We start from the raw sequence: 284 nt of genomic DNA, 5'->3' as shown, positions 1-284 counted from the left end.
GTTGGGGAGGAAGGCCTGGGGGTGTTGGACGGCCAGCTGGCGGTAGAGTTCCACCGCTTCTTGGATGACCTGCAGGGCCTCCTCCCGCCGGCCCAACTCGGAGAGCATCGCGCCCAGGTTGGTGAGGCTTGATGCCAGGTCGGGGAGGAAGGCCTGGGGGTGTTGGGCGGCCAGCTGGCGGTAGAGTTCCACCGCTTCCTGCGTGGCCGTTAGGGCCTCCTCCCGCCGGCCCAACTCGGAGAGCCTCGCGCCCAGGTTGTGGAGGCTCCCGGCCAGGTATGGGC

The 284-nt window shown here is 69.4% G+C and carries 1 protein-coding gene; it reads right to left on the bottom strand.

The features are described 5' to 3' along the window. Positions 1–276: tetratricopeptide repeat protein (locus CFB18_RS15445; protein ID WP_268808083.1), on the bottom strand; the 276-nt coding region annotated here is incomplete at its 3' end. Positions 277–284: the final 8 nt, after the last annotated feature.

Origin of the sequence: Thermoflexus hugenholtzii JAD2 (assembly GCF_900187885.1) — a bacterium.
Classification (GTDB): Bacteria; Chloroflexota; Anaerolineae; order Thermoflexales; family Thermoflexaceae; genus Thermoflexus; species Thermoflexus hugenholtzii.
This window is presented reverse-complemented; position numbering and strand designations above follow the sequence as displayed.